Source organism: Streptomyces sp. CNZ287 (assembly GCF_007827615.1).
In genome coordinates, this window is the sequence record NZ_VISV01000005.1 from 163,559 (window position 1) to 176,340 (window position 12,782).

A 12,782-nucleotide genomic window follows, 5' to 3' on the forward strand; every position below is an offset into this window, starting at 1 on the left:
ATAGCGTCGGGGTATGGGTGGCGGTTGGGAAGAGCTCGCCCCGGACGTCCTGCGGCGCCGGCTGCCCCGCTGGGACGCGACGGCGGGTGCGGTGGCCGGAGCGGAAGGCGTACTGCTCGTGGACACGGGCGCCTCGCTGCGGGAGGGCGCGGAGCTGCGACGGGCCGTACGGGACCGCTTCGGCCGCCCCGTGACCCGTATCGCGCTCACGCATCCGCACTTCGACCACGTGCTCGGCACCGCGGCCTTCGCCGGCGCCGAGGTCTACGGGCCGGCGGGCATGGCCGCGTACCTGCGCGGCCCCGGCGCGGACGAGCTGCGCGCGGACGCCGTACGCCACGGGCTGGACCGCGACGCGGCGGCGGAGGCCGTCGACGTCCTGGTCGCCCCGCGGCACGCGGTCTCCGGCACGTACCGGCTGGACCTCGGGGGCGGCCGGGAGGTGCTCCTGGCCGAGCTGGGCGCGGCGCACTCGTCGCACGACATGGCGGTCTGCGTCCCGGGCCGCCCGGCCGTGGTGTTCTGCGGCGACCTGGTCGAGGAGTCAGGACCCCCGCAGGCGGGCCGGGACGCGGACCCGGCCCGCTGGCCGGCGGCGCTGGACCGGCTGCTGGAGCTGGGCGGTTCCGGGGCGGTGTACGTGCCGGGGCACGGGGCGGCGGTCGGGGCGGACTTCGTACGGGCCCAACGCGACGAACTCGCGCGGCGCTTGTCGTAATCTCACTTCCGTGCGCCGCTACGACACCGACCTCACGCCCCCCTGGAAGAAGCCGCAGCAGCCCGCCCCCGAGGTGCCGGCCGAGCCCGACCTGGTGGTGGAGGAGGTGGCGACGGGCTTCTGCGGCGCGGTCATCCGCACGGAGAAGACCGCGGAGGGCCCGACGGTGACGCTGGAGGACCGCTTCGGCAAGCACCGGGTGTTCCCGCTCACCCCGCGGGGCTTCATGATCGACGGCAGGGTGGTGACGCTCGTACGCCCCGGCCGTACCCGCCCCGCGGGCCCCCTCCTCTCGGCCTCCGGCTCGATCGCGGTCCGCGACCACACCGCGCGCGTGGCCCGCGCCGGCCGCATCTACGTCGAGGGCCGCCACGACGCGGAGCTGGTGGAGCGCGTCTGGGGCCACGACCTGCGGGTCGAGGGGGTGGTGGTCGAGTACCTGGAGGGCGTGGACGACCTGCCGTCGGTGGTCTCCGCCTTCGCCCCCGGCCCGGACGCGCGCCTGGGGGTGCTGGTGGACCACCTGGTCCCGGGCACGAAGGAGTGGCGCATCGCGGAGTCGGTGACGAGCACCCACGCGCTGGTGGTGGGTCACCCCTACGTGGACGTCTGGGAGGCGGTCAAGCCCGCGTCGGTGGGCATCGCGGCCTGGCCGAGGATCCCGCGGGGCGAGGACTGGAAGACGGGCGTCTGCCGGGAACTGGGCTGGCCCCCGGACACGGGCGCGGCGTGGCGCCGGATCCTGGACTCGGTACGGACGTACCGCGACCTGGAACCGGCGCTGCTGGGCCGGGTGGAGGAACTGATCGACTTCGTCACGGCCCCGGCTTCCTGAGGGGTTCCGGGGAGAAGCCCCCCGCGGCGGACGGCGTTGTCTCACGTTCCACGAAACCGCACTCTTTGTGTCCGACCGCGCACAGAACCGGCCCCGCCTCCTACCCTGGTGCCGCCTGGCTGCTCGCCCAGGCCCACCGCGACGCCGGCCCGCGGGACTTCGACGCCGCCGACGACGTCAACCGCGCGGCCATCGACTACCTCCGCCCGCTGCTGGCCGAGGCCGATGACCGCGTGCTGGCCATCGCCGGCGCGCTCGACTTCGAGCTGGGCTACACCGCCGCCCGCCGCGGCGCATCCGGCACAGCGTGGGCGCACTGGGACGACGCGCGCGACAAGGCCGGCCGGCTGCCCGCCGGTTACTACCACCCCGTCACCAGCTTCGGCGCGGCCATCATGGGCGCGCACGCGGTCACGGTGGCGGTGGAACTGCATGCCGGAGGCGAGTCCGTACGGCAAGCGGCGCGCGCTGACGCCGCCGTGATCCCCAGTCACCCGCGCCGGGCTCGGCACCGCATCGAGGAGGCCCGCGGCCACCAGCTCAACGGCCAGCCGGACGTCGCACTGGCAACACTGGAAAAGGCCAACGCCGCGGCTCCCGAGACGATCCGCTACAACGGGTACGCCCGCCGGATCATCCTTGAGGAGTCCGAGGCCAAGAACCCCGCGCGCAGGAGGCGCGCTGCCTCGCTCGCGACGAAGGTCGGACTCCTGGCCGCATAGCGAACAGGCAGGCGAGGGGCAGGATCTCTGCCCCTGCCGAGCGCCAGCCGCCCCTACCGTCGGTGACAACCTGATCACCGACGACAGGCGAGCGTGATGGAGACCCCCGACACCCACCCGCCCCGGCCCACGCTGGCGTTCCTCTACGACCGGCACGCCACACTGACGACCGCGGCCCTGGACGAGCGCATAGCGCGTTGCAGGCGGTATGCCGCCGAGCGGGGCTGGGTGGTGGCCGGGGAGTGGGTGGACCGCGGTGACCAGGCGCTGTGCGCCTGGCAGCGGGCGCAGTGGCAGATGCTCACCTATGCGATGCGCCAGGCCGCCGGCCCCGCGGTGTGCCTCGTGGACACGTGGGACCGCATCAGTTGGGACCGTGCGGACAGGGCGACCCTGCGCCACGCGGTCCACAGGGCGGGCGGCCACTGCGTCACCACGGCGGGCGAGAGCGACCTGGAACCTGGCCACGGGCGGATCGCCGCCGCGCGTTCACGGAGGGGGCGGCCGTGAACACGGACGACGACCAGACCCGTACCGCGAGGAATGCTCAGCGGCGGCAGCCGGCGAGCGGCGTCCCGGCGACCGCCCCCGCGCGCCGCACTTCGATGGCCGACCCGATCTGCCTGCCCGACCCGTTCCCTCCCCCGGACGCCGCCCCGGCCCCCGGCTGCGACCGGTGCGCCGAACGGGCGGCGAGCCGGAGGGCGGCGCGCGCGACGGGCGACTGGTCGGCGGTGAGCGACACGAACGCCCTCATCCGCCGGCATCCCCACTGAGCCCCGAGGGCGGCGACGGTACTCACGGCCGCCCCGGGAGACGCCCCGCCTGCCGCATGGGTCCGACAGGCGGGGCGCGTACCGCCGCACCCCCGGACCGCCAACCCGCCGCTCAGCGGAGAAATCGGACCGTAACTCGCGGTAACACTCTCCGAATGACCCCGAAGCGGCCCCCGGGGACCGACTTTTGCCCCACCGGCACGCAGTCACCCACCCGCAGACGGTCAGACACCACCCGGCGGCACCGAGTGCGCACTGCCGACAAGAACTCCGCGCAACACCCGGTCCAAAACCGACCAAATCACCCGCCGGAGCAGAGTTTCGCCCAGCGAGGTGCATCCCCCGAGGGGTGCGGGCTGGCTACGACGGCCCGAGGGCCGACTGCCCCGGACGATCGCCGGTGAAGTCGGAGGCCGGTGCTCAGGCGAGCGGCCGGGAGCGCACGGCAGGGGCCCACTGCTCCACCCCCTCGTCGCAGCAACCGCACGCGGTTCAGCCCACCCCCGTGCCCGCTCTCTCTCCCCCCACACACACGGTCCCGGCCGCCAGGCGTACCCGTATCCCCGGCACCGCGCGCCCGTTGCCGGCCCAGTGAGCCAGCGGTGTCAGAGCACCCGCATACCCTTGGGCGGGCGTGAGGGGGTCATGGGTACGGGGAGCCGGGGCGCAGCCCGGGGCGGCATGAGAGGCAGTTCCCCACGTCCGGCGCCCAACCCCCGCGCGGTTCGGGGCGCAGCCCAGGTGGGGGGCGGGGCGCAGCCCAGGTGGGGGGCGGGGCGCAGCCCAGGTGGAGGGCCGGGGCGCAGCCCAGGTGGAGGGCCGGGGCGCAGCCCAGGTGGAGGGCCGGGGCGCAGCCCAGGCGGAGGGCCGGGCGGAGCATCGCCCGGGGTCCGGGGGCGGAGCCCCAAGCGGCGGGGGCCCGGGGGCGGAGCCCCCGGTTTCGGGAAGGGGCGGGGTCGGGGAACACTCGCCTCAGTCCACCAGGTCCCGGACCACCCCGTCCGCCAGCAGCCGCCCCCGCAGCGTCAGCACCAAACGCCCTTCCTCGTAAGGACCGCGCTCCAGGAGGCCGTCCCCTACCGCCCGCGACGCCGCCTCCGCCCCCGCCGGGCGCAGCAGCGACGCCGGGCAGCCCGCCGACAGCCGCAGTTCCAGCAGGATCCGTTCCACCCTGCGGTCCTCCTCCGTCAGCACCTCCCGGCCCGCCGCCGGCGACCGGCCCGCCGCCAGCGCGGACGCGTACGGCCCCGGGTGCTTGACGTTCCACCACCGCACTCCGCCCACGTGGCTGTGCGCCCCCGGGCCCGCGCCCCACCAGTCCGCGCCCGTCCAGTACAGCTCGTTGTGCCGGCAGCGCGCGCCTTCCCCCGGCACCGCCCAGTTCGAGACCTCGTACCACTCCATCCCCGCCGCCGACAGCACCTCCTCCGCGATCAGGTACCTGTCCGCGTGTACGTCGTCGTCCGTCGGCGGCACCTCGCCCCGCCGGATCCGCCGCGCCAGTTGCGTGCCCTCCTCCACGATCAGCGCGTACGCCGAGACGTGGTCAGGACCCGCCGCCAGCGCCGCCGCCAGCGACGCCCGCCAGTCGTCGTCCGTCTCCCCCGGCGTGCCGTAGATCAGGTCCAGGTTCACGTGCGCGAACCCCGCCGCCCGCGCCTCCGCCACACACGCCTCCGGGCGCCCCGGCGTGTGCGTACGGTCCAGCACCCGCAGCACGTGCTCCCGCGCGCTCTGCATCCCGAACGAGATCCGGTTGAACCCGGCCTCCCGCAGCTCCGCCAGATACGCCGGATCGACCGACTCCGGATTGGCCTCCGTCGTCACCTCCGCGTCCGCCGCCAGGCCGAACTCCGAGCGGATCGCCGCCAGCATCCGCCCCAGGTCGGCCGCCGGCAGCAGCGTGGGCGTACCGCCGCCGAAGAACACCGTCTCGACCTCGCGCGGATCGTCGCCGAGCACCTTGCGGGCCAGGCGGACCTCCTCGGCGAAGGTGGCGGCGTAGTCGTCGCGCGAGGTGCCGCGCAGTTCGGAGGCGGTGTACGTGTTGAAGTCGCAGTAGCCGCAGCGCGTGGCGCAGTACGGGACGTGGGCGTAGAAGCCGAGGGGGCGGCCGGCGGCCCCGGCCAGCGCCTCGGCGGGCAGGGTCCCGTCCTCGGGCGCGGGCTCGCCATCGGGCAGTACGGAGGGCATACGCCCCATTGTCCCCTGCCCGCCGGCAAGGCCCGGACTCCCGGTACGCGGCCCTCCGCGCAGCCCCGCCCCCGGCTCAGTACCCGCCCGGCTCCGTCCCCCGCGCCTGGAGCACCATCATCGCCAGGTCGTCCCGCGGCGGCGCCGGCGCGAAGTCGTGCACCGCCGTCCTGATCCGCTCCGCCACCGCCGCCGCGCCCAGCCCCGTACAGCACGACAGGGCCTCCGCCAGCCCGTCCCCGTCGTCGAAGAGCCGGTCCCCGTACCGCCGCTCCGTCACGCCGTCGGTCACGCACAGCAGCGTGTCGCCTGGCTCCAGGTCGAACGACTGGCTGTAGTACTCCGCGTCGTCCAGCACCCCCAGCAGCAACTGCGCGTCCGCCGCCGCCCGCACCCCGCCGTCGCTGCGCAGCAGCAGCGGCAGCGGGTGGCCGGCGCTGGCCACGGTGCAGCGGACGCCGCCGCCGCCGTGCTCGTACGGCACCAGCTCCCCGTACAGCAGGGACAGGAACCGCGCCTGCTCCGGCGGCAGCCCGAACGCCGTGGCCGCCTCGACGGCCTCGAAGGCGTGCTCCACGAGCGTGCGGTTCAGGCCGGCGAGCACGTCGGCGACGCCGTAGCCCTCGCGCGCCAGCAGCCGCAGCACCGGGCGCGCCAGGCCCGTGACGACCGCCGCCTCCGGGCCCTGGCCGCAGACGTCGCCGAGGGCGAAGCACCAGCGGTCGCTGCCGCTGGGGAAGAGGTCGTAGAAGTCGCCGCCCGCGGCGGCGCCCTCGGCCGGCTCGTAGACGACGGCCGTGTCCATGGCCGGCATCTCCGCGATGCCGCTGGGCAGCAGGCCGCGCTGGAGCACCTCGCTGATGGTCACCTGGCGCGTGTACTGGCGGGCGGCGGAGACGGCGTGCGCGACGCGGCGCGCGAAGTCCGTGACGACGGCGACGACGTCGCCGTCGATCCGGGCGACGCCGGCGCGGCCGAAGAGCAGCGTGCCGACGCGCCGGCCGCCGGCGACCAGCGGGCAGGCCAGCGCGGGGCCGCCGAGCCCGGAGCCGGCGTCTCCGGGGCCGCGGGCGACGCCGCCGCTGCCGCCGGGCCACGCGACCGGTACGGGACGGGCGTCGGGCGGCGGCAGCGGGCACTGCTCCAGGGCGCGGCGGAGCGGGGAGATCCGCTCCTCGGCGGCGTGCCAGACCTGCGCGAGGCGGGGTTCGGCGCCGTCGGCGCCTTCGAGCCAGACGGCGCTCCAGTCGGCGAGCCGGGGGACGAGGAGCTGGGTGGCCAGCGAGGCGACCATGTCCTCGTCGAACTGCCCGGCGAGCATGTCGGAGGTCTCGGCGAGGAACGAGAAGGCGCCGACGCCGGCCCAGGGGCCGCCGCCGCGCAGCTCGGGGTCGGTGGCGCTGCGCGGGGTGTGCGCGGTGGCCTGGCTGGGCAGGCGGAACGCGGCGGAGTGTGCGGCGTACGGGTCGGTGTGCGGGTCCGCATGCGGGTCGGCGGGGTCGTCGTCGGCGAGGTCGTGCGCGCCGCGGACGGTGTCGCCGCCGGAGCCGTCCGCGTGGTGCGGTACGCCCCGGCCGTGGGCCGCGTCGTCGGGTACCGCGCCCGTGCCGTGCGCGCCCCCCTCGGCGTGCGCCGCGCCCGTCTCCCGGCGGGGTGCCGCGGCGGCCGGGCCGCCGGCCGGCTCGTCCGCGACCTCGCGCAGCGGGCCCATCCGGAACCAGACGGTCTTCTCGCTGCGCCGGTGCTCCACGCCCCAGGCGTCGGCGAGCGCGGCGACGAGCTGCAGCCCGTAGCCGTACGACTCCTCGGGGGCCGGCAGCGGCATCACCCGGGCCGCATGCCCGTCGGTGACCTCCACCAGCAGCGTCGGCTCCGCGGCCGGGCCGCCGCCTGCGGCGCCGTCGCGCGCGAGACCGGCGGCGGTGGCGTCCTCGGTGACGAGCCGGCAGCGGACCCGTACGTCGGTGCCGGCGTGCACCACGGCGTTCGTGACCAGCTCGCTGGTGAGCAGTTCGGCGTCGTCGACCTCGGGCCCGGCGCGGCCGGCGAGCAGTTCGCGTACGAACCGGCGGGCCGCCGCGGCCGCGGGCATTCCGGCGGCGAGGGCCAGGGCGACGTCGGTCACGCCCTGCGGGCCGGGGGCGGCGTCCGCGGCCGCACCCTCGGCGGGGCTTTCCGCCGGCCCCTCGATCCCGTCGTCTGTGCTCCCGTCCGGGGGACCCTGCGCGCGGGTGCCCGCGGAGCCGTCCGCCCCTGCGTCTGCGCCGTCTTCCCCCGAGCCGTCCCCGCCGCCGTCACCGCCGTCGTCCGCGGCCTCGCCGTCCGCGTCGCCCCGGGCGGCCGTACGGTGCGCTCCGCGGGCGCCGCCGCCGCGTGTCTCCCCGCCGGATGCCGGCACGTCGTCCGCACCGTCCGTACCGTCCGCGTCGTCGGCACCTTCCGTGCCGCCTCCGCCGGCTCCGCCGTCCTGCTCCGCGGGCTCTCTTCGCACGACCGACACCACGGTGGATCGACGTACGGCCTGCACTGCGAAGGTCGTCCCCACTGTCCTCTCCCGGCCCAATCCCGGCATACGGGCGTTCCCCACGTACCAGGGTGACAGACTGAGCTCGCCCAGATGCACCAAGTGACACAACTGGTGACCGGATATGGCCCATCCGACCCCCGCCACACCCCCCGGACTACCCCCTCCGGCCACCCCCGCCCGGCCCTTCCCACGGGCCGCCGGCGGAGCACCGCCGCACCGTCCGTCACGGCGAAGACACAGCTCACCGCGGTGGACACGCGTGCGTACGAGACCTCCGCACCCCCGGGAGCGGCCCTCTCACCGCCCTGCCGCGGGGCCCGCGGCCACCGTCAACGGGATCGCGTACGTCACACGTTCGAGGGGCGCGACCGGCGACGCACCCGCCGCCCGCACACCCCTGAACACCCTTCCAGCCCCCGTGTACGGCAACGGACGCGCCCCCCGCGGACCGGCCGCAAGCGGCCATCGCCGCACGGCACTTCCGGCCCCGGGGGCGCGTCGAAAAACAGCCAGGGCTCAGGCTTCCCTGGCACCCGCGTACATGTCCTCGATGAGGTCCGCGTACTCCTTCTCCACCACGGGACGCTTCAGCTTCAGGCTCGGCGTCAGCTCCCCGTGCTCGACGTCGAGGTCCCGCGGCAGGATCCGGAACTTCCTGATCATCTGCCAGCGCTGCAGCCGCTCGTTGAGCTGCTGCACGTACCCGTCGACCAGCTCCCGGGCCTCCGGGGAGGCGACCAGCTCGGCGTACGACCTGTCCGCCAGACCGTTCTCCTTCGCCCAGCCGGTGAGCGCCACCTCGTCGAGGGAGATCAGCGCGGTGCAGAAGTTGCGGTCGGCACCGATGACGAGGATCGAGCCGACGTACGGGCAGACGGCCTTGAACTGGCCCTCGACCTCGCTCGGCGCGATGTACTTGCCGCCGGACGTCTTGATCAGGTCCTTCTTGCGGTCGGTGATGCGGAGGAAGCCGTCGTCGGACAGCTCGCCGATGTCGCCGGTGTGGAACCAGCCGTCGTCCTCCAGCACCTCGGCGGTCTTCTCCGGCAGGCCGTGGTAGCCCTGCATGATGCCGGGGCCGCGCAGCAGGATCTCGCCGTCGTCGGCGATCCGCACCTCGCAGCCGGGCAGCGGCTTGCCGACGGTGCCGGTGCGGTAGGTCTCCAGGCGGTTGCAGAAGCTGGCGGCGGCGGACTCGGTGAGCCCGTAGCCCTCCAGGATGGGGACGCCGGCGCCGTCGAAGAAGTAGCCGATCTCGGGGGCGAGGGCGGCGGATCCGGAGACCATGCCGCGCATCCGGCCGCCGAAGGCGGCGCGGAACTTGCCGTAGACCAGCTTGTCCGCGAGGGCGTGCTTGGCCGCCAGGCCGACGGGCGCGGTGCGCTTGCCGGTGCGGCGGTGGTTGTCCTGGGTGACGCGCGCGTACTCGCGGGCGACCTCGGCGGCCCACAGGAAGATCTTGTACTTGGCGCCGCCGCCGGCCTTCGCCTTGGCGGCCACGCCGTTGTAGACCTTCTCGAAGATCCGCGGGACGCCGCACATCTGGGTGGGCCGGACGACCGGCAGGTTCTCGATGATCTTGTCGATCCGGCCGTCGACGGCCATCACGTGCCCGACCTTGATGTGCCCGGCGGTGAGCACCTTGCCGAAGACGTGCGCGAGCGGCAGCCAGAGGTACTGGGTGTCCTCCGGCATGACCAGCTCGATGCCCTCGATCGCGTAGCCCATGTACGACCAGGCGTCGTGGGCCAGCCGCACGCCCTTGGGACGGCCCGTGGTGCCGGAGGTGTAGATGAGGGTGGCGAGCTGCTCGGGGCGGAGGGCCCGGATGTGCTCCCGTACCGCCTCGGGGTGCTTCTCCAGATAGTCGGCGCCGCGCCGCTCCAGCTCGGCGAGGGAGAGCACCCAGCCGTCCGGGTCGCCCTCGGCGGCGAGCTCCTCTCCAGTGCCTTCGGCCTCCACCACGACGACGTGCGCCAGGTCCGGCAGCCCCGCGCGCATCTCGCGCGCCTTGGCGAGCTGGGCGGCGTCCTCGGCGACGAGCACGCGGCTGCCGGAGTCGGCGAGGATGTACGCGGTCTCCTCGGCGTTGGTGCTCGGGTAGACCGTCGTGTTGGCGCCGCCGGCGCAGAGGATGCCGAGGTCGGTGAGGATCCACTCCAGTCGGGTGTTGCAGGCGAGCGCGACCCGCTCCTCGGGCTGCAGGCCGAGGTCGAGCAGCCCGGCGGCGATGGCGAAGACCCGCTCGGCGGACTGCGCCCAGGTCAGCGACCGCCACTCGTCGCCCTCGCCGGCCGTGGCCGCGGGCACCGGGTACTGGAACGCCTCCCGGTCGGGGGTGGACTCGACGCGGTCAAGGAAGAGCGTGGCGACGGACGGCGGGCGGCTGTCCAGCTTCGTCTGGGTTTCGGTCTCGGTCACTGCATCCTCCGGCCCTGCTCTTCGCTGGTAACTGGCGAGTAACCAGCAGATTAGAGGGTGACATCGAACGGCGTAAGGGTCTGCAAGGCTCGGATAGGTCTCGAAGCCGGGCCGGGCGGGGATCCCCGCGCCCGGCCCGGTCCGTATGATTCCGCTTCGCGCCGCCCGGGGCGGCCGCCGCTACTTCTTCGCCTTGCCGTCCTCGTCCGAGGAGAGGACCGCGATGAAGGCTTCCTGCGGCACCTCCACGTTGCCGACCATCTTCATCCGCTTCTTGCCTTCCTTCTGCTTCTCCAGCAGCTTCCGCTTCCGGGAGATGTCACCGCCGTAGCACTTGGCGAGGACGTCCTTGCGGATGGCGCGGATGGTCTCGCGGGCGATGACCCGGGAGCCGATGGCCGCCTGTACGGGCACCTCGAACGCCTGCCGCGGGATCAGCTCCTTCAGCTTGGCGACGAGCCGGACGCCGTAGGCGTACGCCTTGTCCTTGTGCGTGATCGCGGAGAAGGCGTCGACCTTGTCGCCGTGCAGCAGGATGTCGACCTTGACGAGCTGGCTGCTCTGCTCGCCCGTGGGCTCGTAGTCGAGGGAGGCGTAGCCGCGGGTCTTCGACTTGAGCTGGTCGAAGAAGTCGAAGACGACCTCGGCGAGCGGGAGCGTGTAGCGGATCTCGACGCGCTCCTCGGAGAGGTAGTCCATGCCGAGCAGCGTGCCGCGGCGGTTCTGGCACAGCTCCATGACCGAGCCGATGTACTCGCTGGGGGTGAGGATCGTCGCCCGTACGACCGGCTCGTAGACCTCCTCGATCTTGCCGACAGGGAACTCGCTGGGGTTGGTGACGACGTGCTCGGTGCGGTCCTCCAGCACGACGCGGTAGATCACGTTGGGCGCGGTGGCGATCAGGTCGAGGTTGAACTCGCGCTCCAGCCGCTCCCTGATCACCTCCAGGTGCAGCAGGCCGAGGAAGCCGACGCGGAAGCCGAAGCCGAGCGCCGCCGAGGTCTCCGGCTCGTAGACCAGCGCGGCGTCGTTGAGCTGGAGCTTGTCGAGGGCGTCGCGCAGCTCGGGATAGTCGGAGCCGTCGACCGGGTAGAGCCCGGAGAACACCATGGGCTTGGGGTCCTTGTAGCCGCCGAGCGGCTCGGTGGCGCCCTTGCTGAGCCGGGTGACGGTGTCGCCGACCTTGGACTGGCGGACGTCCTTGACGCCCGTGATCAGATAGCCGACCTCGCCGACGGAGAGGCCGTCGGCCGGGGTCATCTCGGGCGAGTTCGTGCCGATCTCCAGCAGCTCGTGCTGGGCGCCGGTCGACATCATCTTGATCCGCTCGCGCTTGCCGAGCGTGCCGTCGACGACCTTCACGTACGTCACGACGCCGCGGTACGAGTCGTATACGGAGTCGAAGATCATCGCGCGGGCGGGGGCGTCCTTCACCCCCACCGGCGCGGGCACCTGCCGGACCACCTCGTCGAGCAGCGCCTCGACGCCCTCCCCGGTCTTCGCCGAGACGCGCAGCACGTCGGAGGGGTCGCAGCCGATGAGCCCGGCCAGCTCGGCGGCGAACTTCTCCGGCTGCGCGGCGGGCAGGTCGATCTTGTTCAGCACCGGGATGATCGTGAGGTCGTTCTCCATCGCGAGGTAGAGGTTCGCGAGGGTCTGCGCCTCGATGCCCTGCGCGGCGTCCACCAGCAGCACGCAGCCCTCGCAGGCGGCGAGCGAGCGGGAGACCTCGTACGTGAAGTCGACGTGCCCCGGGGTGTCGATCATGTTGAGGATGTGCGCCCGGCCGCTGCTCTCGCCCCCGGAGGGCGACCACGGCATGCGTACGGCCTGGGACTTGATCGTGATGCCGCGCTCGCGCTCGATGTCCATACGGTCGAGGTACTGCTCGCGCATCTGGCGCTTGTCGACGACTCCGGTGATCTGGAGCATCCGGTCGGCCAGCGTCGACTTGCCGTGGTCGATGTGCGCGATGATGCAGAAATTGCGGATCAGCGCGGGCTCGGTACGGCTGGGCTGCGGCACGGTGGTTTCGGTCGCGGGCACCTAGGGGTCCTGTCGGGAGGGAGGGGCGTGTCTGCACTCGTCGCCCCCATGGTCCCATGCGCGCGGGGCCGGGAGCGGTTTGGGCGGTTGTCCTGGCTGCTGGTAGCCTGAGCCACTGTGCCTGGACCCGGTGAGGTCCGGCAGTTCAGGTCCCACAGGACGATCGACGAACATCTCTCAAGAGGCAGCTACGTGGCGAACATCAAGTCCCAGATCAAGCGGATCAAGACCAACGAGAAGGCCCGGCTGCGCAACAAGGCCGTGAAGTCCGAACTGCGCACCGCGATCCGCCGTACCCGCGAGGCCGTCGAGGCGGGGGACGCCGAGAAGGCCGTGGAGGCGCAGCGCGCCGCCGCCCGCAAGCTGGACAAGGCGGTCAGCAAGGGCGTCATCCACCGCAACCAGGCGGCGAACAAGAAGGCCGCCCTGGCCAAGCGCGTCCAGGCCCTCCAGTCCTGACCCCGGGCCCTCAGGGGCCCACCCCCGGCCGGCAGCCGCGAGCCCTCTCACTCCGCTCCGGTCGGGCACCGAGAACACCACGCCG

9 protein-coding genes and 1 pseudogene are annotated in these 12,782 nt (G+C 73.7%); 6 read left to right on the forward strand and 4 right to left on the reverse strand.

Annotated elements, in window-relative coordinates; all coding sequences use genetic code 11:
- Window positions 1-13: 13 nt before the first annotated feature.
- The 5 genes and pseudogenes from FB457_RS12700 (at window position 14) to FB457_RS12720 (ending at window position 3,051) form a co-directional block, all read left to right on the forward strand.
- Entirely contained in the window at window positions 14-718 is a 705-nt protein-coding gene (locus FB457_RS12700; RefSeq protein ID WP_145781898.1) for an MBL fold metallo-hydrolase, read from the forward strand.
- Window positions 719-728: 10 nt separating this feature from the next.
- Window positions 729-1,553: a DUF3097 domain-containing protein gene (locus FB457_RS12705; RefSeq protein WP_145781900.1), complete on the forward strand. Its 825-nt coding sequence runs from the start codon at window positions 729-731 to the stop codon at window positions 1,551-1,553.
- Window positions 1,554-1,663: 110 nt separating this feature from the next.
- Window positions 1,664-2,275, forward strand: a pseudogene (locus tag FB457_RS12710) (XRE family transcriptional regulator); the annotation flags it as partial.
- A 96-nt stretch (window positions 2,276-2,371) separates the two neighbouring features.
- On the forward strand, window positions 2,372-2,785 hold the full coding sequence (locus FB457_RS12715; protein ID WP_145781901.1) for a recombinase family protein: 414 nt from the start codon (window positions 2,372-2,374) through the stop codon (window positions 2,783-2,785).
- On the forward strand, window positions 2,782-3,051 hold the full coding sequence (locus FB457_RS12720; protein ID WP_145781903.1) for a hypothetical protein: 270 nt from the start codon (window positions 2,782-2,784) through the stop codon (window positions 3,049-3,051). The genes FB457_RS12715 and FB457_RS12720 overlap by 4 nt, the downstream gene beginning before the upstream one ends.
- A 972-nt stretch (window positions 3,052-4,023) precedes the next feature.
- Here the strand turns inward: FB457_RS12720 and hemW are convergent.
- The 4 genes from hemW to lepA all read right to left on the reverse strand — a co-directional run bounded on the left by hemW (window position 4,024) and on the right by lepA (window position 12,238).
- Entirely contained in the window at window positions 4,024-5,244 is a 1,221-nt protein-coding gene (gene hemW, locus FB457_RS12725) for a radical SAM family heme chaperone HemW (protein ID WP_047015750.1), read from the reverse strand.
- 76 nt (window positions 5,245-5,320) lie between these two features.
- Entirely contained in the window at window positions 5,321-7,336 is a 2,016-nt protein-coding gene (locus FB457_RS12730) for a SpoIIE family protein phosphatase (protein ID WP_486589025.1), read from the reverse strand.
- Between the two features lie 951 nt (window positions 7,337-8,287).
- The gene (locus tag FB457_RS12735; protein ID WP_047015751.1) at window positions 8,288-10,192 is read right to left on the reverse strand and encodes an AMP-dependent synthetase/ligase; all 1,905 of its coding nucleotides are present in this window, start codon (window positions 10,190-10,192) and stop codon (window positions 8,288-8,290) included.
- Window positions 10,193-10,372: 180 nt separating this feature from the next.
- Entirely contained in the window at window positions 10,373-12,238 is a 1,866-nt protein-coding gene (gene lepA, locus FB457_RS12740) for a translation elongation factor 4 (protein WP_047015752.1), read from the reverse strand.
- A gap of 192 nt (window positions 12,239-12,430) precedes the next feature.
- On the opposite strand from lepA, the gene rpsT reads away from it, so the two are divergent.
- Window positions 12,431-12,697, forward strand: coding sequence for a 30S ribosomal protein S20 (rpsT, locus tag FB457_RS12745; protein ID WP_027770079.1), 267 nt, complete (start codon window positions 12,431-12,433; stop codon window positions 12,695-12,697).
- Window positions 12,698-12,782: the final 85 nt, after the last annotated feature.